Raw genomic sequence first — 22,349 nt, forward strand, 5'->3', positions numbered from 1 at the left:
TATTTAGTCTCTTGTTACGCCAAAAATATGAAGCAGCATGAGAAACAGATTTATAAAGTCAAGGTACAGAGCCAATGCACCCATTATGGCACCTTTTCTGACCATTGCACCACTGGCGTCAACGGGCTGGGTAAGAGCCATTTGTTTAAGTTTCTGGGTATCATAGGCGGTGAGGCCCACAAAAACCAGAACACCAACGTAGGATATAACCATGCTGAGCCCGGGGCTTCTGAAAAACATGTTGATCAAGGAGGCAATAATAATGCCGATGAGTCCCATCATCAGGAATCCACCCATGGAGGTCAGATCCCGCTTGGTCACCATGCCGTAGACACTGCATGCGGCAAAGGTTAATGCACAGGTGATAAAGGTGGTTGCAATGGATGATGCCGTATAGATGATGAAAATAGAGGCCAGAGTGGCACCATTGAGTATGGAATAAACAACAAATAATGCCGTTGCTGTGGAGGCATTCATCTTCTGGACCCTGGCTGAGAGATAAAACACCATGGCAAGTTCACCAATGATCATACCAAACAGAACGATCTGGTTACCGAAGATGATCTGAAGCAGTGTGGGACTGCTGGCCACATAAAAAGCGGTGAATCCCGTCAAAGCAAGTCCGATGGCCATCCAGTTGTAAACGCTGCGGATAAACGCATTGACGCGCACAAGTGATCCAGCCTGTGAAAAGGAAGAAGAAAGATTCATTGTAAATGTCTCCTGTTATTATTTTTATTAATTTAAAGCAAAGCGGAAAATCAGATGATTTAAATTAGCAGTGAACTTTTTAAACACTTTAAAAAAAGCCTGCCCATCGTTTTTTTATTTTCCATTGTCCTGCTTGAATAAAAATATAACACAGCCCTTGGACATTTCAACTTAAATCTGCAAATACAATTCCACCAGGATCTGTAGATCGTTGCAGCGCAGCCCCAGGAATTATACAGATAGGAGACTAGACTGCCATACAAATCTGGGACTGTTAGCTGTTGTTGATAAATTAGGGATTCGATGAGAAGCATGTGAAAAGCATGCTACATGCTAAAGGGCAGGGAAGCATACAGGACTGGGCTTCAATATTTTATATTGAAAAAAAGTTAACATAATATATATTATCGGACCAACAAGTAATTTCAAACTAAATATTACGATTATATATGAGTATATGCTGGAATATATGATTTTGCATTATGACAAATCTCAGTTGGTTAAAAAAATTCAGTCCCGGACCTCGGTGTTTTTTTTAAAGCTTCAGTTTAAGTTTGAATCTGCCCAAAGCATTGACAAAATTACATGCCTCTTTTTTTGAGCTGATTGAGTCGATTGAAAATAAAGATTCTAAAAAAACTCATGGCTCCGTCATGGGCCATGTAAGTCCCCATCAGATCATGTTTGGTATTGTCATTCCTCTCGGTCTGTTTTATAACTCAACCTTTACAGTTTACCGATGGACAATAATTTTCGGTGTCAAGAATAAAAATGGGACTTGATAAAATATCTCACCAGGCTCCCAAAAAAAACGGATCGTTGCTAAGAATCCGGGTGCAGGTTTCTCTTTGTTAATTTTTTAAGAATATCATGCACCCCAAGGAAAAAAATGAACCGCACCAGCACATCTCCGGAAATTTATACGGTTTCAGGTTTGACCCGTCAATTGAAACAACTCATTGAGTCCACCTATCCCTTTGTGTGGCTCACCGGAGAAATCTCAAATCTATCTGTCCCTGCATCGGGGCATTGTTATTTTTCCCTGAAGGATGATTCCGCCCTTATCAGTGGCGTGATGTTTCGCAACCAGCTCAAACGTCTTGACTTTAAACCACAAAACGGCATGCGCATAACAGGCATGGGTCGTCTATCCCTGTATGAGCCCCGGGGTAGTTATCAAATTATTTTTGAACACATGGCCCCAGAAGGTGCAGGCCTGTTACATGTACGGTTTGAACTACTGAAAAAACAGCTGGGACAAGAAGGCCTGTTTGATGCTTCCCATAAACGCCCCCTGCCCTTTTTACCCTCAAAAATCAGCATTATAACCTCTCCCACCGGTGCAGTTATAAGGGATATTATACATGTTTCCCATCGAAGATTTCCATCTGTTCATCTGGAAATTGTGCCGGTAAAAGTTCAGGGAGACGGTGCAGATGCCCAGATTTGCCGGGCCATACAGACCGTAAATGAACGTGCCACCTCCCAGCTGATTATTGTTGCCCGGGGGGGTGGTTCCTTGGAAGATCTGGCACCCTTTAACGCAGAATCCGTTGCCAGGGCTGTGTTTGCCTCCACCATACCTGTTATTTCTGCGGTGGGACATGAAACGGATTTCACCATCTGTGATTTTGTTGCAGATCTGCGTGCCCCCACTCCGTCTGCGGCGGCAGAACTTGCCCTGCCGGAAAAAACAAAGCTGGTCCGGGACATTTTGGGATTTGAAAATGCCCTGGTTTCCGGGCTGGACCGTTCACTGATTCGGTTGAAAACGCGTCTTAACGATTTGAATTCAAGACTTAAAAGTCCCCGGGCCCGCATGGATGATCTACGCATGCGCCTGTCCGATCTGGATCAGCGACTTACCGGGCAGATGGCCGGTAAACTGGACATGCATCGACAAAGAATAATGTGGTGCACCAAAGCTCTTTCAGCGGCTTCACCCGCGAGACGAATCGTTGAGAACAAGGAAACCTGCGGGTTTTTGACCCGCCAGCTGGTCCGGGCCATGGTCGCACGCCTTGTGACAGCACGGGCCGGCATCCATGAACAGCATTCAAAACTGGGCGCACTGAGTCCCCTTGCCGTTCTTAATAGAGGTTACAGCATTACCCGGACCTGCGGACCGGAACAAAAAATTATCACAGACAGCACAACAACCAAAAACGGAGATTCAGTCGAAGTCCTGCTTTCCCGGGGACGGCTGATCTGTCAGGTGGAAAAACAATATGGCAAAAAAGAAAACCTTTGAGTCAACATTGACACAACTGGAAGAAATTGTCCGGGAGCTGGAGTCCGGCACCCTTTCCCTGGAAGAATCCATTAAAAAATTTGAAACCGGTATGGCATGTTCCAAATTCTGTCTTAAAACTCTGGATGAAACCGAAAAAAAAATAACCTTATTAATTAAAAACAGCCAGGGAGATCTGGTTGAAGAGCCCTTTGATAATGAGTCCTGATTCCTTTGACCTTCAAAAATACCTGACGCAGAAGCGGGAAATCCTGGAGAATGCCCTCCTTGATATTCTTTCCCGGAGAGATGAACAGCTTGAACTCACCCGGGCCATGCGCCATTCCCTCATGGCGGGTGGAAAACGATTACGTCCGGTGCTGTGCATGGCAGCCGCCGAAGCATCAGGGGAAAACGCGCTGCTTGCCCTGCCCCCGGCCTGCGCCATTGAGATGATCCATACTTATTCCCTGATCCACGATGATCTGCCTGCCATGGATGATGATGATCTGCGCCGGGGTCTGCCCACCTGTCACAAAGCGTTTACAGAAGCCACTGCCATTCTGGCAGGTGATGCCCTTTTAACCCATGCCTTTACCGTTTTGTCCCGCCCTGCCCTGTGCTTTGATCTTTTTCCATCTGACCATATTTTACTTGAACTTATTCACATGGTGTCCCGGGCCGCAGGAGTGGCTGGCATGGTGGAAGGTCAGATGATGGATATGCTGGCCCCGGATCTGGATATGCCGGTGTCTGATTCCATGGATTATTTAAAAAAACTGCATTGGCTGAAAACCGGGCAGATGATAAAGGTAAGTGTTGAGGCCGGTGCAGTTTGTGCCGGGGCAACCCCTGCTGTGCGGGATCAACTGGTCCTTTATTCTGAAAAAATCGGTCTGGCCTTTCAGGTGGTGGATGATATTTTAAATGTGGAGGGGGATGCTGCCATCATGGGCAAGGCAACGGGCTCCGATGCCCAGCATGATAAGTTAACCTTCCCTGCCCTTCTGGGCCTTGAACCTTCCAGGCAGTTTGCCGCCAACCTTGTGGCCGATGCCCGGGAGGCCCTGGTTTCTCTAGGGGAAAACGCCCGGCCCCTGATGGCCATTGCAGACTATATCATAACAAGAAAAAGATAAGTTTTTTCAAGGAGAATAAATCGGTGACCCTGCTTCAACAGATTCAAAACGGTGATGATCTCAAGGCCCTTTCCCGGAAGGAATTGCCCCTCCTGGCAGATGAAATCAGGCAGAGAATCATTTCCGTGGTGTCGAAAACCGGGGGACATCTGGCCTCCAGCCTGGGAGCGGTGGAGCTCACCATGGCCATCCACTATGTGTTTGACTTGCCCGAGGACAGCCTTATCTGGGATGTGGGACACCAAGCCTATGCCCATAAATTGCTCACCGGACGTGATACCCAGTTTGATACCTTGAGGGCTTACCAAGGGATTTCCGGGTTTACCAAGATAAGTGAAAACCCCTGTGATGCCTTCACCGTAGGACATGCTAGTACCTCCATTTCCGCTGGCCTTGGCATTGCCAGCGCAAAGCACCTTAGAAACGACAGATCCAAGGTGATTTCCGTCATCGGGGATGGTTCCCTCACCGCAGGCCTTGCCTATGAAGGTTTGAACCAGGCAGGGGATTCCGAACGGGATCTCATCGTTATCCTAAATGACAATGACATGTCCATATCCCCCAATGTGGGGGCATTATCTTCTTTTTTAAGTAGAAAATTATCAGCCCACTCTCTCCAGAGCATGCGCAAGGAGTTTGGTCTGTTTTTAAAATCCCTGCCGGGCATCGGGGATGACATGTATAAATTTGCCAAACGTTCCGAGGATTCTTTTAAGACCTTCGTCACCCCGGGCATGCTGTTTGAGGCTTTTAATTTTGATTATTTCGGTCCCATTGACGGACATCGGCTGAACCACCTCATCGATATTCTGGAAAACATTAAAAAACACAATGAGCCTGTGCTGCTCCATGTGATTACCACCAAGGGAAAAGGATATCCGCCTGCGGAAAAAAATCCGGTTTACTACCATGGGGTGAGTTCCTTTGACGTTGAAACCGGTCACAGTCCCCCGGGGAAAAATAAAATTCCCACCTATACCCAAGTATTCGGCAGGGCCATGCTTGACCTGGCAAAACACGACGATCGCCTGGTGGCCATCACCGCAGCCATGCCGGAAGGTACAGGTCTGCAGGCCTTTGCTGATACCTTCCCGGAGCGTTTTTTTGATGTGGGCATTGCCGAACAGCACGCCGTCACCTTTGCCGCAGGTATGGCCTCCCGGGGCATGAAGCCCGTGGTGGCTATTTATTCCACCTTTATGCAGCGGGCCTATGATCAGATTCTCCATGATGTCTGCATTGACGGACATCCGGTTATCTTTGCCATGGACCGGGGGGGGATTGTTGGTGAAGACGGCCCCACCCATCACGGGCTGTTTGATTATGCCTTTCTAAGAAACATACCCAATTTGACCATCATGGCTCCAAAGGATGAAAGAGAGCTAAGATCCATGCTGGCGCTGGCCGTCAACCATCATGGTCCCATTGCCCTGAGATATCCCCGAGGCTGCGGAGAAGGGGTGGACATGGATGCCCCCACTCCATCCCTAAAAATCGGCCAGGGTGAACTGTTGCAGGATGGTCATGACATTGTGTTGATTGCCGTGGGACGAGTGGTACAGGAGGCCTTGAAGGCGGCAAAGGTTCTTGAAGAAACCGGGGTTTCCGTTGCGGTGATAAATGCCCGGTTTGTAAAACCTCTGGACAAAGATCTCATCCTTGACATGGCCCTTAAAACCGGAAAACTTATAACCATTGAAGAGCATGTCCTGGACGGCGGATTCGGCAGTGCCGTCCTGGAATTGCTGGCCGACAATGATGCCTTTAACTGCAGAGTTAAACGGGTGGGTATCAGAGATACTTTTGTGGAACACGGTCCCCAGTCAACGCTTAGAAAAGCATATAAGGTTGATGCTGAGGCCGTGGTGACCGCGGTGGAGGAGATGTTGAGCCATGGCACAGACTGATAAACTGAGGTTGGATGCCCTTATGGTGGAAAAGGGGCTGGTCCCCTCACGGGAACGGGCCCGGGCCATGATCATGGCCGGCCATGTACAGGTGGACGGGCTGCCCGTGGACAAAGCCGGAATAAAAATTTTATCCCATGCACATGTGACCTTAAAGGAAAAAGATATTCCCTATGTCAGCCGGGGGGGCCTGAAACTTGAACGGGCATTGGATGTTTTGTCCCTTGATTTAACCGGATATACTTGCCTTGACATCGGGGCGTCCACCGGGGGATTCACCGACTGCATGCTCCAGCACGGGGCAAAAAAAGTCCATGCCGTTGATGTTGGATATGGTCAGATGGCCTGGTCCCTGAGACAGGATGACCGGGTTAACGTCATTGAACGTACCAATATCCGGTACATTTCCTTTGACACCATTGGGGAATGTGTGGATCTTATCACTATTGATACCTCTTTTATTTCATTAAAGCTGGTGGTGCCGGCGGCCCGGCAGTTCATGAAGCCAGGCTCACTGGTTCTGGCCTTGATCAAACCCCAGTTTGAAGCAGGCAAAGATCGTATAGGCAAGGGAGGTGTAGTTAGAGATCCCATTGTGAGGCAGGAAATTGTGGAAGAAATCGTCTCTTTTTTTGATGGACAGGGATATGATGCTGATCCTGTAATTGAGTCCCCTGTGCCGGGCCCCAAAGGAAACATTGAATTCATTCTTCCCATGCGCTATGTAGAGTATGGAGGAAACAGAGTAAAATAATTTTAAGGGCTTGGTCATAAAATCGGCCACCTTCGGGTAAAAGCCTGACATGCTGTCATCAGAGTAACCCACCTGAGGTCGGTGAATGCAGGAGATGTTAGAAAACCCGAATTTGAAGCTCAGCCAAAACTATCCTTGCATCATTGACATGAATTGATATATGTAAATTCTTGATTCAACTTAATTATCACTGGAAAAGGAGCTGTAATGACGGAACAAATCGCAAAATTGAGAAACATCGCTCTGGCAGGTCATGGGGGTGCGGGTAAAACTTCTCTGGCTGAATCAATGCTTTTCAGCGCCGGCGTCATCAAGCGTCTGGGCAAGGTTGAAGAGGGCAATACTGCCATGGATTTCCAGCCGGAAGAAGTAAGAAAACAACAGAGTGTCAGCAGCGCTTTCCATAAGTATACATGGAAAAAACATCTGGTCACACTGATGGATACTCCGGGGGACCAGAATTTCTTTTCTGCGGCTAAAACATGTATTCCGGCTTCCGACGGTGTCATCATAGTTGTTGATGCCGTTGATGGGCCAAGTGCAATGACAGAAGAAGCCGCCGCCTGTGTGGAAGAGTACCATCTTCCCTCTGTGCTTTTTATCAATAAAATGGACAAGGAACGCGCCAGTGTGGACTCCGTTGCCGCCACCTGCGAGAACACACTGAAACGTAAAACCATCATTGTTCAGCTTCCCATTGGCCAGATGAATGATTTCAAGGGTATCGTGGATGTAATCTCCGGCAAGGCTTATATCTATGATGATCAGGGCAAGGCAACACAAACAGATATCCCTGCGGAAATGACCGATGCCTATGAAGCCGCCCGGGAATCCTTTGTGGAAAACATAGCAGAGCTGGATGATGATCTACTGGAAAAATATCTTGAGGGGGAAGAACTTTCCCAGGAAGAACTCAAGGAAACCTTCCGAAAAGGCATTCTGGCATGTGAATTTTCACCGGTACTCTGCGGAGCAGCCACCCGTCTGATCGGCGTGGATCTTCTGTTTGATTTTATTAATTCCAGCATGCCCTCCCCTCTGGATCGGGGTGCCTGGACGGCTAAAGATGACAAGGGCGAGACCGTGGAAATTGCCCCTGATGCTGATGGTCCCTTTTACGGATTTGTGTTCAACACCATAGTGGACCCCTATGCGGGCAGGCTGTCTTTGTTTCGGGTGATCTCCGGAACGCTTGGTAAGGAGGGTAATTTCCTCAATGTAAATAAAAATTCCAAGGAACGTTTTACCCAGTTGCTGGAAATCCGGGGCAAGGAACAGGCCCCCATCACCGAAGCATCTCCCGGTGCCATCGTGGCGGTTGCCAAATTGAAAGACACCTTCACCGGTGATACCATGAGTGGTGATAAAGAGATAATGTTTGATGCTCCGCAACCCATGCCGCCGGTTATTTCCTTTGCCGTTTATTCCAAAAACAAGGGCGAGGAGGATAAAATTCATGGCGCCCTGAGAAAAATTCTTGAAGAAGATACCGGACTTATTCTCAAACGGGAAACCGAAACCAACGAAACCATTCTGTCCGGCCGTGGTCTTGTACACATTGAAACCACAATTGAAAAGATTAAACGTAAATTCAATGTGGAGATGGAAATAAAAACTCCCAAGGTACCCTATCGGGAAACCTTTAAGAAAAAAATCCGAGTCCAGGGTCGACATAAAAAACAGTCCGGTGGTCATGGTCAGTTTGGCGACTGCTGGATCGTCATGGAACCCCTCCCCAAGGGCGAAGGCTTTCAGTTTGTGGATGCCATTGTGGGCGGGTCCATTCCCCGGACATATATCCCCGCCGTTGAAAAGGGCATCATTGAGGCCAGTCAGAAAGGCTTACTGGCAGGTTTCCCCTGTGTGGACTTCAGGGTAACAGTTGATGACGGCAGTTATCATTCCGTTGATTCATCGGAAATGGCCTTTAAAATGGCTGGGTCCATTGCTTTTAAAAAGGCAGCGGAACAGGCCAAACCCACCCTTCTTGAGCCCATTATGAAGGTTTCCATCGTGGTACCCGACGAATTCACCGGTGATATCATGGGTGATTTGAACTCCCGCCGGGGCCGGGTGCTTGGCATGGACACCGAAGGCGCAAAACAGGTGATCAATGCCAATGTTCCCATGGCGGAATTTCTGCGGTATGCACCGGATCTAAGATCCATGACCGGTGGCAGGGGTACTTTCACCATGGAATTTGATCATTATGATGAGGTTCCCGGAGATATATCCCAGAAGGTCATTGAAAAAATCAAGGCGGAACAGGAAGAATAACAGGATTGATAATTGTTGGTCCCCTTTTAGCCCCCACGGAAAAATTGTCTGGAGGTTAAAAGGGGAAATTAGTACCATCGGCCTTATATGAATCCAGAGAATAAAAGGATTAGGTCATAAGATGGGGCAAGAAGGAGAGGTCAGGCTTGTGACCAACCCCTAAAAATAAAGGTGGCAGGCTTTTGCCTGCCACCTTTATTTTTAGGAGAACCGGGTTTGATTTCCGCGGTACCGGTCAATTAATTTATAAGGCTTTTCCGGTGATCAGGGCAAGGGCTTCCTGATATTTATCGGCGGTGCGGCTGATCACATCGGGGGGCAGTTCCGGTCCGGGGGATTTTTTATTCCAACCGGAGGATTCCAGCCAATCACGGACAAACTGTTTGTCAAAACTTTTCTGGGCTCCGCCGGTACAATAAGACTCCTGGGGCCAGAACCGTGAAGAATCGGGGGTCAACACCTCATCAATGAGAATAATTTCTCCATCCACCATGCCAAATTCAAATTTGGTGTCAGCAATGATAATATTTTTTGAAAGCGCCTTTTCAACACCTCTGTTGTATATGGCCAGACTAAGATCCCGGAGCTTTTCCGCCTGATCTCTACCCAGAAGTTTAACTGTGTGTTCAAAGTCCACATTTATGTCATGATCCCCCACCTCAGCCTTGGTGGAAGGGGTATAAAGGGGCTGGGGCAGTTTGTCCGATTCTTTTAATCCCGAAGGAAGCGTAATACCGCAGACATGCCCTTCTTGCTGGTAGGATTTCCATCCGGAGCCTGAAATATATCCCCGGACAATGCATTCCACGGGCAGGGGTTCGGCTTTTTTCACCAGCATGCTTCGTCCTTCCAGAATGTCTTTGTAGGGCTGGCACACCGCCGGGAACTGATCTATCTCATGGGCAATGAGGTGATTGCCGATGAGATCCTCCATTTCTTTGAACCAGAAAACGGAAAATTGTGTCAGCACCTTTCCTTTGTCTGGAATACCATTGGGAAGTACCACATCAAAGGCGGAAAGTCTGTCCGTAGTAACCATGAGTAGGCTGTCTCCCAGGTCATAAATATCACGAACCTTTCCTTTTCTTATCATATTGAGATCTTTAAAATTTGTTTCAAGTACCGGTTGGGTCATTGGGGGTCTCCTGATTTCTCTAAATGCTAATTCTGTTGCTCCTGCTGTTTCTGATGCGAGCAGTTCATACCATAATGCATGTCTTTTTTCTACTTAAAGCTAAGGAATAAATATTTAAAATCGACCGACCGGACGGACAACGGCATCAATTTTTAAATTTTTTTTCACAATCTGCATTTTTTTTGTTGCCTGTTCATATGTCTCAAAAACTCCAAGTCTAACAAGCGTCCATTTACGACTTTTTTTATCTTGCAAATTAAGCTTTCGAGGTTCATACCCATTCTTTTGGAGCTTCCTAATCAACGGCTTGGCATTATCAGACTCAAGAAAAGCACCAAGTTGAATCGTATAAGCATGAAGCCGAGATATTATTTTTTCTGCTGGGAGTTCACTGTCTTGAGAAGATATCTTCGAAGACGGTGTTGTTTGTGTATCTGACAATATGGGCGGGGTTTCAATCTGTTCTGTGGAGGTGTTAGGATGTGTTAAGGTGCTTTTAAGCTTAGGTGCTTTCACCGTAATAGATGTTTTCGTCATGGGTGATTCAATAATTTCCGACGGGGAGGATTCAAGTAATGCAAGTTGCTCTCGAGCATAAGTGTTATCAGAGCTCAAAGATATAGCCTTCTGGTATGAATCACGAGCTGCCTCGAGATTGTTTAATTTAGCAAAAAGGTCACCCTGATAAGCAAGTGCCCAATATTCATTTGGGTTCCGTGTTAATACCGTATTTAAATCTTTAAGTGCATTTTCATATTCATTTAATTTTGACCATGAAAGAGCTCGATTAAAAAAGGCCGTATGATTGTCAGGAAATTTTTTTATTTCTTCATTATAATATTCAATTGCACCACTGTATTTTTCCATATAATGATATACTACCCCAAGGTTGCTGCGAACACCTTCAAGCTCTGGATCAAGGTTTAGAGCACTGTTCAGATCCTCAATGGCCATGTCATATTTTTGAAGGCTCAATCGTGCCACCCCACGATTTTTATAGGCCTTGGCATTGAAAGGTTCCTTTTCAATGAGTTTTGTGAACCAAAAAACAGCATCTTGATATCGACCTTTTTGAAACTCTGCAATACCGTTATCAAACAGAGTACTTCCTGATTCTGAATACCCCATGGTACAGGTTGAAAAAAGAAGCATAAAACAAATCAAACTTAATTTATAAATCATGGTAGAACTCGCCTTTCCAAAAATTGTAGATCAGAATCTGAATTGTTGCAGAATACTATGAACCCCAAAATATTTCAACACTCAGATTCTTCAGTGATTGAAGAACAAATTCAGGCAGGGTGAAATAATCTTTGAAAAAAAAAATCTATATGTTATGAATCAGCGAAACATTTATTATTTACTGCAACGTCAATTTTTTTACCAGGTAAAAGGGAATCAAACCCTGCTTTTATCAAGGAGCACATGACTATGAGCAATAAAGATAACTGGGATTGGGATACCGGCAAACGTCTGGTGGCTGATCTTGAACCATGGCACACTGAATTTTCGTATATGGAGGAACCCCGCATCAGTCCCAGCGGGGAGAACATCTCCGCCATTGTAAAAAATGAAGATATGGAATACACCATCTGCTCCGGGGATGGTGAGAATTCTTTTGTTACCTGGGAAAACAGTTATGATAAAATCTGGAACGTGAAATATGGCCCGGACGGTCGGTTATCTGCGCTGATTTCAGATATGGCGGAATGGACAGTGTCCACGGATGACGTTCCCTGGGAAAACACCTATGATTTTGTATGGAATATGACGTTTAATCCGTCGGGCAGTCATGTTGCTGTTTCCACCCAGAAAGAGCTGCAATACAATTGCATACTCAATGACATCCCCTGGGAAAAGACCTATTCACGTCTCACCGACATGGTTGTGAGCCCGGATGGGAACAGCAGTGCTGCCGTGGTGGAAGCAATTCCTGTGCTTGAAAGCGAAATTTTCAAATTTAGAAAAGGGTGTTATTCTGTGGCCGTGGACGGCGTTGCCTGGGACAGAAATTTTGTGAACGTGTGGGACCCTGTCTTTTCAAAAGATTCATCCCAGGTGGCGGCATCGGTGCGTACCAATTACCATGATTATTTCATAGCCGTGGATGGTAAAACCTGGAAAAAACCATTCGCTTCGGTGTGGAAGCCCCGGTTTTCCCCTGTTGATTCCGGGGTCACCGCTCCGGTGAAGAGCAGTGGAAAATGGTTCCTTGCAAAGGATGGTGACATTTTCTGGGATAAAGGATATGTCCAGCTGTGGCACCATTTTTATTCCAGGGACGGCTTGAAAATAGCTGCCATTGTGGCCACTGACTTTGGCAAATGGACCCTGGCCGTGGATAATGTCCCCTGGGACATCACTTTTTCCCAATATCTCACAGATGCGGTACTCAGCGACGACGGTAACCGTGCAGCCTGTGTATTTAAAGATGATAACCAATGGGGCGTTGCCGTGGATGGCGTTGCCTGGGAAAATCGGTTTGACATGGTCTGGCAGCCGGTGTTCAGCCCGGATGGCCGGAAAACAGCAACCAAGGTGGAAAAAAACGGTGCCTATTATGTGGGCATTGATGATACCATCCTGAAAACCCCATACGATCATCTGGAATCCCCTATTTTCAGCCCGGACGGTTCAAAATTGCTGATAAAGGGGATTGAAAAGAATAAATATCACAGAGAAATCATTTCGTTGAAAGGAGATCTGTAATATGCATGCCCTTTATTCCTTTGTCACCGGGCCCCTGGCCTGGCTGGCCTTTCTTATCTTCATCGGTGGCAGTGCTTTTAGATTTTATTCTCTTTACACCCTGGCCCGAAAAAAAGACGGGGTGATTTTTGAATACATGAATCTGAAATTTGCCCTTCGTTCCATCGGTCACTGGCTGACCCCCTTTGGCAGCCGGAACATGACCTTAAATCCCGCTATGACGGTTGTCACCTTTGCCTTTCATATTTGCCTGTTTCTGGTTCCAATTTTTGTCTTTGCCCATGTCATCATGTGGAAGGAAAGTTTTAATATCAGCTGGATCACCCTTCCCGGCGTTGTGGCAGATGTCATGACCCTGATTGTTATTTTTTCCTGTGGTTTTTTTCTTTTCAGGCGGCTTATGCTTCCCGAAGTAAAATATCTGACCACCGCCGTGGATTATTTGATTCTTTTTATTGTGGCTGCCCCCTTTATAAGTGGATTCTGGGTATATCACCAGTGGGCAGGTTTTCCCACCATGACCATCATTCACATCCTTTCCGGTGAAATCATGCTGGCTGTCATTCCCTTTACAAAATTATTTCATATGTTTCTGTTTCCCTTTACCCGGGGATATATGGGATCGGAATTCGGGGGTATCCGCATGGCAAAGGACTGGTAGGAAATTTTTAAACAGCACATGCCGCATTAAGAATGAAAACTTGCGACTCATGAGCTGATTAACTGTCCAGGCCATATTTACAGGTAAATAATACGTCGGATGCCATTAAAAAAAGGCTTTTCGACCGCAGATTTAATTTTTAGATATTAAAGAAGGTTGCCATGACAGAATCAAAGGCAGTCAAAGACACTGCCATAGAAGATCAAGGGCTTATTAAAGGTGTAGAACAGCTCTCCCCTGAAAAAATAGAACGGGTGATCAACCAGGTACTGGAAAGTGAGACCGGTGCCAGACTCAAAACCTATGTGGATACCTGTGTTCATTGCGGGCTTTGCAGTGAAGGATGTCATTATTTCATGAGTCGGGATAGAGATCCCAGCTACTCCCCCGCTGCCAAGGTCAAGCAGACCTTGTGGGAAATCATGCGCAAAAAAGGCAAGGTTACTCCGGAGTTCATCCAGAATGCAGCCGTGGTGGCTTACACACAATGCAATCTGTGTAAAAGATGCGCCATGTATTGCCCCTTCGGCCTTGACATTGCCTATGTCATGTCCGTCATGCGCCGCATTTGCCATAAACTTGGCGTGGTTCCTCTGTATATCCAGGATACAGCCCACAGTCACTCTGTTACAAAGAATCAAATGTGGATCAAGGATGACGAATGGGTGGACACCCTGATGTGGCAGGAGGAAGAGGCCCAGGACGAAGTTGAAAACCTGAGAATTCCCCTGGACAAGGAAGGTGCCGATGTTTTTTATTCTGTCATCGGTCCCGAGCCCAAATTTCGGGCACAGCTCATCTACCAGGCCGCTGTGATCATGAATGCCGCCGGAGAAAATTGGACCATGCCCTCCTTGCCGGGATGGGACAATAGCGACATGTGCATGTACACCGGCGACTATGAAATGATGGAACGATTAAAAAAAGCCCATTTTGAGGCCGCCGCAGACCTGAAAGTCAAAAAAATCGTCATGGGAGAATGCGGCCATGCATTCCGATCCGTGTACGACATGGGGAACCGTGCATTGGGCTGGAAGATGCCCCCCCTTGAGGTGATCCACGCCATAGAATATTACAACGATCTTTTTGTGAAAGAAAAAATAAAAATAAAAAAGAAATTTGACCGCCCGGTGACCCTGCATGATCCCTGCAACATCGTCAGGGGCCGAGGACTGCATGAAATGTCCAGAAACATTGTCAACTCCACCTGTAAAACCTTTATTGAAATGACCCCCAACCGGGAACACAACTATTGTTGCGTGGCCGGTGGTGGTGTAATTAACTGTGGCCCTCCCTTTAAAAATGCCCGGGTAGACAGCGGAAAGATCAAGGCAGAACAGTTATTTGCAGCCAAAGCCCAAGGGGCGGAGGTGGTCATTGCACCCTGCCACAACTGCCATGGAGGGCTTGAGGATATCATTCATCACTACGGCATTGATATGGAGTTGAAGTTCTTTGGGGATATTATTTACGAAATCCTGGAACTTCCAGAATAGGCCAAAGGAGATTTAAATTGAAAATAAGATCCAAAACCATTAAAATAGCAGCCATGACTTTCACCATAAGTGTTCTTTTCTCCTTTTCGGCCTGGTGTAATGACTGCATGGACATAAGTGCCGACGTCTTTGAAAATAACAAAAGGCCCTTTGTTTGTTTTCCCCATGATACCCACAATGAAAATGCAGGCATTGAAGACTGCGCCGTGTGCCACCATGTCTATGAAGATGGGAAACTTATGGAAGAAGAGTCTTCTGAGGATATCACCTGCGCCGAATGCCATACCACCAAGGGCGATTCAAAGCACATGGAACTGATCACCCGCTACCATGATCGCTGCCGGGGGTGTCATCTGGAACTTGAAAAAGGGCCGCTGACCTGTGGCGAATGCCATAAAAAGTAAAGATATTCTGAACACCGAATATAAGGGAGGCTAAAATGACAAAAAAAATACTGGTGGTGGATGATGATCCCACCATTGTGAAATATCTGATAAATATTTTTAATGATAATGGCTACGAAACCTGTTCTGCCAAAGAAGGTGGCGAAGCCTTTGAGGTTATGAAACGGGAAAATCCGGATCTCATTACCTTGGATCTTGAAATGCCCAATGGAGAGTGGGGACCCAAATTTTTTCGCAGACTGTCCAAGCAGGAAAAATTCAAGGATATTCCTGTGATTGTCATCAGTGGACTTGCCAGTCGGCATTTGTCCATTGACAGGGCCATCACTTGGCTTTCCAAGCCCTTTGATCCGGAAAAACTGGTGGGGATTGTAAAAAATACCATTGGGTAAGATGAAAATGGTAATTGGCAATTTCCAGACACAACTAAGAATAAAAATGGCATGACACCGCCCCCAACTGCCGCCCGGCCCGGCCCGGGACCGTCGACTCCTTTTGCCCTGTCGTTCTAAAGCGCAGGAACTGCGGGCAGGCTTGTTTGTTCTCAAACAGCCTGCACAGGGCAAAAGGACAGGTCTTTTTTTGGGTCCGATCGTGCCGGACCGGCCGCCCGCTGGGGGATCTGTTGTCGACATGTTCCTATAACAGCCATGGCCTGACAAACGCAATGAATTATGAAAAAGCAGTGGTATTAGTGCTTAGAACCCAGTACCTACTGTTCATATAAAAAATCAAGCATCCCCGGGAAACCCAAGAAATTATTTTAAGGAATCAAATTTGATGATCCCATGAAAAAAATAATCAGCCAAATACAGCACAGCCTTGTGTTCAAGCTCATATTGATCATGGGGTGTGTCTGTCTTATGGCCATTGCCACCTGGGCTTTTTTCAGCATCCGGTATCAGAGAAACAAATCCCTGGATGACAGCACCGACATTGCCGATCGCATCAGCAAAACCATCCGTCTTGGCACCCACTACTCCATGATGCTCAATTCCCGGGACGACATCAACCAGATCATAAAGAACACCGCCACCCAGAAGGGCATTGAAAACGTCCGTATCACCAATAAACAGGGCGAAATCAAGTTTTCAAATATTGCTGCTGAAGTGGACTGCACTGAACCCATCACTTCCTGGACCTGCCGGGTGTGTCACCAGACCACTCCTCCCCTGGTCCGTCTCACCCTTGCCCAGCGCCGTAGGCTGTCCACAAAAGACACAGGGGAACGTCTGCTGGGTATTATCACACCCATTTATAACGAGCCCGGCTGCTCGGAAAGATGTCATTTCCATAACACTGAAGACAAAGTGCTGGGTGCTCTTGATGTGGTTATTTCCCTTAAAGAAACCGATGCGGAGATCATCAAGTATGAAAAAAGCATTTTTCTTTTGGCCGTGGCCATAATCATCGTGCCTTCTCTGTGTATTTTTCTATTTGTTTATAAATTTGTCATCCATCCCCTGCGTCTACTCACTGAAGAGACCCGGCACATCACAGACAAGGGCGGACGTCATCTGATCAAAACAGATCCCCTCAGTGAAATCGGTCAACTGTCTGCGGCCTTTGACACCATGCGACAGCGCATCTTTGATAATCAAATGGAATTGACAAAGCAGAAAAATGAATATCAGACCCTGTTCGAAAATGTGCCATGCCTTATCACCGTGCAGAATCGTGACTTCAAACTTATCAACTTCAACAGAGAATTTTATAATAAATACAATCCCAGCCCGGGAGATTACTGCTACCAGGCCTACAAGGGAAGAAATGCGAAATGTGAAAATTGCCCCGTGGAAAAAACCTTTGAGGATGGTAAATCCCACTATTCCGAAGAGTTGGGTCGTGGGAGGGACGGCACCATGGAACACTGGATTGTCAGAACCTCTCCGGTGCGCGATACCCAGGGCAATATCGTGGCAGCCATGGAAATCAATCTGGACATCACACAGCGAAAACTTCTGGAACAGCGGGCCGAAGCCTCTGAAAAAAAATATCATGCCATTTTTAATAATATCCCCAATCCTGTGTTTGTGCTCGATTATGATAGTCTGCATATCTTGAACTGTAACGAAAGTGTCAAGCAGGTATACGGTCATGCTGAAGAAATGCTCCTGGAGCAACCCTTTACCATGCTTTTTGCGGATACCGATTCTCTGGCATCCCTTGATGATCCCCGTGCCCTTGAAGAAACCATTCGCACCACCCGGATCATGAACAAGGTATGGCATAAAAAAAGTGATGGCACCATTATTCCAGTGGATATCTGGATTTCCCTGTCGGAGTATCCGGGTCAGAAGGTACTTTTGGTGACCACATCGGACATTACCCAACGACTGGAAACAGAGGCACAGTTCAATCAGGCAGCCAAGCTTGCCACCCTGGGAGAAATGGCCACCGGGGTGGCCCATGAATTGAATCAGCCCCTTTCAGTGATTAAAACATCTTCGAGTTTCTGCCGTTCCAAGATTGAGAAAAATGAATCCATTAAGCCCGATATTCTCCATCGCCTGCTGCTAAAAATTGATTCCAACGTGGACCGAGCATCCAAAATAATAACCCACATGCGCGATTTTTCCCGAAAATCTGACGCAAATCTTGAGCCAGTGGATGTCAATCTCATATTAACCAAAGCCTATGAAATTTTCAGCCAACAGTTAAAGGTCCGGGGTATTGAGGTAGCGTGGGATCTTGGAAAAAATCTGCCCCGGGTCATGGCGGACCCCGGTCGACTGGAACAGGTGTTTATTAATCTTTTAATCAATGCCCGGGATGCCATTGAAGAAAAGACAAAAATGGACTACCAGGAGGCCAGTCAGCCCAAACGCATTCATATACAAAGCGTTGTATCCGGGAATAATGGGCTAGTCATTGAAATAAAAGATTCCGGAACCGGTATTCCCGAGCAGGTGGCGGAAAAAATATTCCAGCCCTTTTTCACCACAAAAGAGGTGGGCCGGGGAACCGGGCTTGGGCTTTCCATCAGTTATGGTATTATCAAGGAAAGTAAGGGAAAAATTAAAATAAAGGAAACATCTCCGCAAGGCACGGTGTTTCAGATCATCCTGCCCGGGGTGGCATAGGTTGAAAAAGGAATGTTATGAATTTTAATTCCAATGAAAACAGCAGCGTTCGGCAAGAGCATATTTTGCTGGTGGATGATGAGGAAGATATCCGGGACGTCCTCACCATTGCTCTGGAGGACATGGGGCATGGTGTTATAACGGCGGAAAATGGAATGGAGGCACTGAAAAAATTTAAAAACCAGGATTTTTCTCTGGTGCTCACGGATATAAAAATGCCTGGCATGGACGGCATTGAACTGCTTAAAAAAATCAAGCAGGTCTCTCCCGATACTGAGATCATAATGATCACCGGTCACGGTGATATGGAACTGGCCATTGAAAGTTTCCGTAATGAGGCTGTTGAATTTATTACCAAACCCGTGGATGTAAACACCCTTGGTAAAGCCATTGACCGAGCCCGGAAAAAAAGACAGGTTCGCCAGGGTATGAAAGCCTACACCGAAAGCCTGGAATCCATGATCCTTGAAAAATCAAAGGCCCTGGCCGGACGTTCCCCCCGGAGAAATTCACCTGAGGACATTCTGGAATCCATGGAAAGTCTTCCCTTGATTGTGTTTGTGGTGGACCGGTCTTTTCATATCAAAAGCAGCAATGCACTGTTTAAAAAAACCTTTGGATGCCATGCTAATTTTCCTGAAAGCGGTGATGACTCTGAGGCTTCAACCGCTTATTGTTGTCACCTGGTTTGTCGAAACAGCGCCCTGCCCTGCCCCCAATGCCCTGCCCTGCATACATTTAAACAGGGAAATTCCCAGCAGTCTGAAGTCAGCTACACCCTTTCCAATGGAGATCAACTGCCCTGCCTTGCCTGGGCCTCACCCATTGCTGTGGATGATGACGGCACCGTATCAGAAGCCATCATCATGGCAACGGATATAAAAAAGGTGATGGACATTAAAGATCATTTGACCTCACTTGGACTCATGGTAGGCTCTGTATCCCATGGCATCAAGGGGCTTCTCACCGGTCTGGATGGCGGGGTGTACATGCTGAATTCAGCTCTGAAAAAGGAAAATCAGGACCAGGCCCGGGAGGGACTTGAAATGGTGCAACAGATGACTGCTAAAATCAAGAAAATGATTCTGGATATTTTGTTTTATGCCAAGGATCGAGAGGTACAAAAAGAGCCAGTATCAGCCGGAGAATTCAGCTTCGACCTTTTAAAAACCCTGGCTTCCCGGGCCGAATCCCTTTCCATTGAACTGCGATCCACCCTTCCTGGGCCGGACCTGACCTTCATGGCCGATATTGGGGCGCTTCATTCCGCTTTAATCAATATCCTTGACAATGCCATTGATGCCTGTGCTGCTGATAATACAAAATCAGAGCATTGTGTGGATTTAACTGTGTCATCCAACTCGGGAAACATTATATTTACCATCACCGATAATGGCATCGGCATGGAAGAAACGGAGATGAAAAAGGCTTTTAATCTGTTTCAATCCAGCAAAGGGAAAAGCGGTACTGGCCTTGGGCTTTATATTTCCAAACACATCATTGATCAGCATGGGGGAAGTATTGATGTGAGTTCCGAGAAAAGTACCGGCACTTCTTTTACTGTTGTTCTACCCTTGAATTAATTGAAAATCACAAATCAATATCCTTTAGAAGATTGTTCGCATCCAGAGCAATCTTTTGCTGAATATGCCTGAATTTTGCAATCAGGGTTTTGGCTTCAGATGTTAAAATAGATTCACCACCTGAAGAGCCTCCTTTTTTTCGGATTAATACCTGCCTGCCCAGCCGCTGCTCCATCTTTTTCAGTTTACCCCACATGGAGCGATAGCCCATCTTCATCTCTTTGGCTGCTGCGCTGATAGATCCTTCGTTATCAATGGTTTCTAGTATTTTCAACTGACCTTCGCCAAAAATCATCTGCCCATGATCATCTTCAATCCAGATTTTTGTATGAATCGCATATGTTTTTTTATCCATGATAAGGCAAATTTAACCTAAGTTATAGTCAAAGTCACGACCAAATTGCCTTGGATCTGGAAATGCGCCCATATGGAAACGCTTTGCTCCCTATCGATATGTTCATGTTGACATATCGACTTTGGAATGATAGCTCATGATTCCATCTACTATTTTTATCAACTGCCATTGAGTGTGATCAGTGTTTAATCACAACCTGGGGAGAACTCAGACTTTTTCCTCACCAATGGTCCCAGTGATGGGACATTATACAATTTTCATTTTTCGTTGTGGTGGCAATACGGTCTTCTCTTGGCTGTTTATTTAAATGATAACCAGAGGAAAAGGAAAAACATATGCAGGTATCTGAAGGTAAGGCTTTTGTATATGGGGGTATGGAGACAGACATATTAAATGGTCTGTGCAATAAAGATTCAGGCAATATTCTTTCCCCAGGTTCCCACGACAGAGACAGAATCAACAGGCTTATCAGATATAATAAAACACTGGACGAACAGATGGATTTGATTCACCTTAACGAGAGTTTTCTTGAGTCAAAACTAAAAGAGCTGGAATCTATTATGTCAGCTTCAGACAGTATTGAAAGATACTCTTTGATCAGGTTGACGGAACTGTCCCTTTTTTGTGCAGGCAATTATGCAAACAATAATTGCATCACCGAGGTAGGGGATCTAATGATTAATCCCCGCCTTATTCATGTCCATATCAAAGGGGAACAAGTTCCTGTTAAGAAAGAACGGCATACACGCCTGACAGTACAATTCAGGGACAGGGCCAGCGAAACCTGCTCCGTAACAGAATGGTTTAAACAAAACACCATTATTGAAACGGTTGAAAAACCGATCCTGCCCCATTTGATTGATCTATTGGAAAAAAAAGGCTGTTCCAGGCAATACATAGCTTTTGTAAAGGAAGAGATGAATATGATCATTGAACTTCTCAGCTATTTATCCATGGCAAGAATACCCGGAGACACAAGCATTGAAACCTGGAAATCTTCACTGGAAGAGCACGACCGAATAATGATGGAAAAGCTTTTTTATCGATTTGATCCAACGAATTTTTACGCTTCTGGTGAAAAAATTCGTCGGGGGTATGAAATTGATCATATCCACGTTTCATAGACATGTCGGAATTAACTCAGCAGCCCGTTCAGCTTGACAAATTACATTCACAATCAGATTCGTCAAATCTGAAATAAGCTTTTTCTTCTTTGGTTCATCAAATTGATTTTTCAAAATCTTTACATTTACAAATGGCGTGTTGAACTCCTTCTGAGAATTGATGGATTATAGTTCATATTTATAAAACTTAGTATCTACTTTCATGATTGGAAAAGCGCTTGGTAAAGATGTTTTAGCGATCTCATTAAAACCGTTTTTCTCATAGAAACGATGGGCCGCTAAAAATTTTGGTGTTGTGCCTAAATAAATTTCTCTTATTTTATGTAATTGTGCCCAATTTAAAAGTGTGTTCAAAAGTGTGAGTGCAGCTTGATATTTTTTTCCTCTATATCCCTGGTTGACAAACATTTTTCTTAATGAGACCTGGTTATGACCAATATCAAGTAAGCTTATAGTCCCAATTACTTCTTTATTGAATAAAGCTACCCAAAAATTACCCTTGCCCTTTTGATAAAAATCTTTGATATCGCAGAGGTCGGGCTGATCTGCCGCAGTGATATCAATGCCAAATTCCTTTTGCTGTATGTTGACTATAAGGTTCAGTATATCGTTCTGATATTTTATCGCAAATTCATCTACTTCAATTTGATTTGCATTGACCATATATATAATCCTATTGTGTTAAGCATAGTGCTTTTCTGGTGCATTTATGACCGGCCCCTGTTTGATAAATTTCGAAAAGCGAGAGCCGCTCTCTTTGGGGCTTCCGCTGGAACGTTTC

Annotated in this window: 20 protein-coding genes; 14 read left to right on the plus strand and 6 right to left on the minus strand. The window is 45.7% G+C overall.

The window, feature by feature from the left end:
• Positions 1–3 precede the first annotated feature (3 nt).
• On the minus strand, positions 4–711 hold the full coding sequence (locus ACYQ2M_RS18675) for a Bax inhibitor-1/YccA family protein (RefSeq protein ID WP_459917894.1): 708 nt from the start codon (positions 709–711) through the stop codon (positions 4–6).
• A gap of 889 nt (positions 712–1,600) precedes the next feature.
• Between ACYQ2M_RS18675 and xseA the strand changes: the two genes are divergently transcribed.
• The 6 genes from xseA (at position 1,601) to fusA (ending at position 9,018) form a co-directional block, all read left to right on the plus strand.
• Positions 1,601–2,962, plus strand: a complete 1,362-nt coding sequence (xseA, locus tag ACYQ2M_RS18680; RefSeq protein ID WP_459917895.1) for an exodeoxyribonuclease VII large subunit — start codon at positions 1,601–1,603, stop codon at positions 2,960–2,962.
• Positions 2,940–3,170, plus strand: a complete 231-nt coding sequence (xseB, locus tag ACYQ2M_RS18685; protein ID WP_459917896.1) for an exodeoxyribonuclease VII small subunit — start codon at positions 2,940–2,942, stop codon at positions 3,168–3,170. The genes xseA and xseB overlap by 23 nt, the downstream gene beginning before the upstream one ends.
• Positions 3,160–4,080 (plus strand): polyprenyl synthetase family protein, encoded by a 921-nt coding sequence (locus tag ACYQ2M_RS18690; protein WP_459917897.1) that lies wholly within the window; start codon positions 3,160–3,162, stop codon positions 4,078–4,080. The genes xseB and ACYQ2M_RS18690 overlap by 11 nt, the downstream gene beginning before the upstream one ends.
• A 23-nt stretch (positions 4,081–4,103) precedes the next feature.
• The gene (gene dxs, locus ACYQ2M_RS18695) at positions 4,104–5,987 is read left to right on the plus strand and encodes a 1-deoxy-D-xylulose-5-phosphate synthase (protein WP_459917898.1); all 1,884 of its coding nucleotides are present in this window, start codon (positions 4,104–4,106) and stop codon (positions 5,985–5,987) included.
• A complete protein-coding gene (locus ACYQ2M_RS18700) occupies positions 5,974–6,741 on the plus strand; it encodes a TlyA family RNA methyltransferase (RefSeq protein WP_459917899.1) in 768 nt (255 codons plus the stop codon). The genes dxs and ACYQ2M_RS18700 overlap by 14 nt, the downstream gene beginning before the upstream one ends.
• Positions 6,742–6,948: 207 nt before the next feature.
• Entirely contained in the window at positions 6,949–9,018 is a 2,070-nt protein-coding gene (gene fusA / locus ACYQ2M_RS18705; RefSeq protein ID WP_459917900.1) for an elongation factor G, read from the plus strand.
• A gap of 244 nt (positions 9,019–9,262) precedes the next feature.
• Here the strand turns inward: fusA and ACYQ2M_RS18710 are convergent, their stop codons facing one another.
• On the minus strand, positions 9,263–10,153 hold the full coding sequence (locus ACYQ2M_RS18710; RefSeq protein WP_459917901.1) for a phosphoribosylaminoimidazolesuccinocarboxamide synthase: 891 nt from the start codon (positions 10,151–10,153) through the stop codon (positions 9,263–9,265).
• 114 nt (positions 10,154–10,267) lie between these two features.
• Positions 10,268–11,335 (minus strand): SPOR domain-containing protein, encoded by a 1,068-nt coding sequence (locus ACYQ2M_RS18715; RefSeq protein ID WP_459917902.1) that lies wholly within the window; start codon positions 11,333–11,335, stop codon positions 10,268–10,270.
• A gap of 249 nt (positions 11,336–11,584) precedes the next feature.
• On the opposite strand from ACYQ2M_RS18715, the gene tmcD reads away from it, so the two are divergent.
• The 7 genes from tmcD to ACYQ2M_RS18750 all read left to right on the plus strand — a co-directional run bounded on the left by tmcD (position 11,585) and on the right by ACYQ2M_RS18750 (position 20,089).
• Positions 11,585–12,862, plus strand: coding sequence for an electron transfer complex subunit TmcD (gene tmcD / locus ACYQ2M_RS18720; protein WP_459917903.1), 1,278 nt, complete (start codon positions 11,585–11,587; stop codon positions 12,860–12,862).
• Between the two features lies 1 nt (position 12,863).
• The gene (gene tmcC / locus ACYQ2M_RS18725) at positions 12,864–13,523 is read left to right on the plus strand and encodes a TmcC family electron transfer complex membrane anchor subunit (protein WP_459917904.1); all 660 of its coding nucleotides are present in this window, start codon (positions 12,864–12,866) and stop codon (positions 13,521–13,523) included.
• A gap of 161 nt (positions 13,524–13,684) precedes the next feature.
• On the plus strand, positions 13,685–15,019 hold the full coding sequence (tmcB, locus tag ACYQ2M_RS18730; protein ID WP_459917905.1) for an electron transfer complex ferredoxin TmcB: 1,335 nt from the start codon (positions 13,685–13,687) through the stop codon (positions 15,017–15,019).
• 17 nt (positions 15,020–15,036) lie between these two features.
• A complete protein-coding gene (gene tmcA, locus ACYQ2M_RS18735) occupies positions 15,037–15,423 on the plus strand; it encodes an acidic tetraheme cytochrome c3 TmcA (RefSeq protein WP_459917906.1) in 387 nt (128 codons plus the stop codon).
• 35 nt (positions 15,424–15,458) lie between these two features.
• Positions 15,459–15,815, plus strand: coding sequence for a DVU0259 family response regulator domain-containing protein (divK, locus tag ACYQ2M_RS18740; protein WP_459917907.1), 357 nt, complete (start codon positions 15,459–15,461; stop codon positions 15,813–15,815).
• 396 nt (positions 15,816–16,211) lie between these two features.
• Positions 16,212–18,506 carry a PAS domain S-box protein gene (locus ACYQ2M_RS18745; protein WP_459917908.1) on the plus strand — a complete coding sequence of 765 codons (2,295 nt, stop codon included), beginning with the start codon at positions 16,212–16,214 and terminating at the stop codon, positions 18,504–18,506.
• Positions 18,507–18,523: 17 nt separating this feature from the next.
• Complete coding sequence (locus ACYQ2M_RS18750) at positions 18,524–20,089, plus strand: ATP-binding response regulator (RefSeq protein WP_459917909.1); 1,566 nt, start codon at positions 18,524–18,526, stop codon at positions 20,087–20,089.
• Between the two features lie 7 nt (positions 20,090–20,096).
• On the opposite strand, the gene ACYQ2M_RS18755 is transcribed toward ACYQ2M_RS18750, so the two are convergent.
• Positions 20,097–20,444 carry a winged helix-turn-helix domain-containing protein gene (locus ACYQ2M_RS18755; RefSeq protein ID WP_459917910.1) on the minus strand — a complete coding sequence of 116 codons (348 nt, stop codon included), beginning with the start codon at positions 20,442–20,444 and terminating at the stop codon, positions 20,097–20,099.
• Between the two features lie 335 nt (positions 20,445–20,779).
• Between ACYQ2M_RS18755 and ACYQ2M_RS18760 the strand changes: the two genes are divergently transcribed.
• On the plus strand, positions 20,780–21,568 hold the full coding sequence (locus ACYQ2M_RS18760) for a hypothetical protein (protein WP_459917911.1): 789 nt from the start codon (positions 20,780–20,782) through the stop codon (positions 21,566–21,568).
• Here ACYQ2M_RS18760 and ACYQ2M_RS18765 read toward each other — a convergent pair.
• Both ACYQ2M_RS18765 and ACYQ2M_RS18770 read right to left on the minus strand, forming a co-directional pair.
• Complete coding sequence (locus ACYQ2M_RS18765; RefSeq protein WP_459917913.1) at positions 21,563–21,730, minus strand: tautomerase family protein; 168 nt, start codon at positions 21,728–21,730, stop codon at positions 21,563–21,565. The genes ACYQ2M_RS18760 and ACYQ2M_RS18765 overlap by 6 nt on opposite strands.
• Before the next feature lie 3 nt (positions 21,731–21,733).
• Positions 21,734–22,231 carry a GNAT family N-acetyltransferase gene (locus tag ACYQ2M_RS18770; protein ID WP_459917912.1) on the minus strand — a complete coding sequence of 166 codons (498 nt, stop codon included), beginning with the start codon at positions 22,229–22,231 and terminating at the stop codon, positions 21,734–21,736.
• Positions 22,232–22,349: the final 118 nt, after the last annotated feature.

It is taken from the genome of Desulfocicer niacini, from assembly GCF_054657595.1.

What these genes read in the sequence shown, in the direction of transcription:
- ACYQ2M_RS18675 (WP_459917894.1), bottom strand. Translation starts at nt 711, where the DNA reads ATGAATCTTTCTTCTTCCTTTTCACAGGCTGGATCACTTGTGCGCGTC.
- xseA (WP_459917895.1), top strand. Translation starts at nt 1,601, where the DNA reads ATGAACCGCACCAGCACATCTCCGGAAATTTATACGGTTTCAGGTTTG.
- xseB (WP_459917896.1), top strand. Translation starts at nt 2,940, where the DNA reads ATGGCAAAAAAGAAAACCTTTGAGTCAACATTGACACAACTGGAAGAA.
- ACYQ2M_RS18690 (WP_459917897.1), top strand. Translation starts at nt 3,160, where the DNA reads ATGAGTCCTGATTCCTTTGACCTTCAAAAATACCTGACGCAGAAGCGG.
- ACYQ2M_RS18700 (WP_459917899.1), top strand. Translation starts at nt 5,974, where the DNA reads ATGGCACAGACTGATAAACTGAGGTTGGATGCCCTTATGGTGGAAAAG.
- fusA (WP_459917900.1), top strand. Translation starts at nt 6,949, where the DNA reads ATGACGGAACAAATCGCAAAATTGAGAAACATCGCTCTGGCAGGTCAT.
- ACYQ2M_RS18710 (WP_459917901.1), bottom strand. Translation starts at nt 10,153, where the DNA reads ATGACCCAACCGGTACTTGAAACAAATTTTAAAGATCTCAATATGATA.
- ACYQ2M_RS18715 (WP_459917902.1), bottom strand. Translation starts at nt 11,335, where the DNA reads ATGATTTATAAATTAAGTTTGATTTGTTTTATGCTTCTTTTTTCAACC.
- tmcD (WP_459917903.1), top strand. Translation starts at nt 11,585, where the DNA reads ATGAGCAATAAAGATAACTGGGATTGGGATACCGGCAAACGTCTGGTG.
- tmcC (WP_459917904.1), top strand. Translation starts at nt 12,864, where the DNA reads ATGCATGCCCTTTATTCCTTTGTCACCGGGCCCCTGGCCTGGCTGGCC.
- tmcB (WP_459917905.1), top strand. Translation starts at nt 13,685, where the DNA reads ATGACAGAATCAAAGGCAGTCAAAGACACTGCCATAGAAGATCAAGGG.
- divK (WP_459917907.1), top strand. Translation starts at nt 15,459, where the DNA reads ATGACAAAAAAAATACTGGTGGTGGATGATGATCCCACCATTGTGAAA.
- ACYQ2M_RS18745 (WP_459917908.1), top strand. Translation starts at nt 16,212, where the DNA reads ATGAAAAAAATAATCAGCCAAATACAGCACAGCCTTGTGTTCAAGCTC.
- ACYQ2M_RS18750 (WP_459917909.1), top strand. Translation starts at nt 18,524, where the DNA reads ATGAATTTTAATTCCAATGAAAACAGCAGCGTTCGGCAAGAGCATATT.
- ACYQ2M_RS18755 (WP_459917910.1), bottom strand. Translation starts at nt 20,444, where the DNA reads ATGGATAAAAAAACATATGCGATTCATACAAAAATCTGGATTGAAGAT.
- ACYQ2M_RS18760 (WP_459917911.1), top strand. Translation starts at nt 20,780, where the DNA reads ATGCAGGTATCTGAAGGTAAGGCTTTTGTATATGGGGGTATGGAGACA.
- ACYQ2M_RS18770 (WP_459917912.1), bottom strand. Translation starts at nt 22,231, where the DNA reads ATGGTCAATGCAAATCAAATTGAAGTAGATGAATTTGCGATAAAATAT.